The following is a 467-nucleotide window of genomic DNA, read 5'->3' as shown; positions in this document are numbered from 1 at the left end:
GGCCACCGGCCGAAGCGCCGTCACTGACGATGCGGCGGTCCTCGACGCCGTCGGGGCGCGAGAAGACGAACGTCAACGGCAGGTTCTCGACCGCCTTGGCGGCGCCGTCGCGGGCAAGCGCCGCGACATGAACATCTTCGCCGGCGCGGTAGATGCCGCGTTCGGTCCAGGCATAGACGTCCAGCGCACCTGGCGCCGCGCGCCCGGTGACGCCGCGGTCGGACAGGTCGAAGCCGGCCCGGCCCATATCTAGAAAGACGAAATCATTGTCGCCCTGCTTGGCCATCAGCACGGCCGGCACCATGCCGCCGTCGCCGCGCGTCAGGCCGGGGTTGAAGACGGCATGGCCGTCGGCATCCGATGTCGCCGTGCCGAGAACCTCATTGTTCCTGGCAACCAGCGTCAGTTCGGCGCCGGCTATCGGCTTGGCGCTGCCCAGTGAACGCGCAAAGACGTTGAGCCCGTCC

General features: G+C 69.0%; 1 protein-coding gene. It reads right to left on the bottom strand.

What is annotated here, in order from left to right; all coding sequences use genetic code 11:
- Nucleotides 1-467: MG2 domain-containing protein (locus EN893_RS37545; protein ID WP_164901572.1), on the bottom strand; the 467-nt coding region annotated here is incomplete at both ends.

The organism is Mesorhizobium sp. M7A.F.Ca.CA.004.04.2.1 (assembly GCF_004022825.1).
Lineage (GTDB): Bacteria > Pseudomonadota > Alphaproteobacteria > Rhizobiales > Rhizobiaceae > Mesorhizobium.
This window is presented reverse-complemented; position numbering and strand designations above follow the sequence as displayed.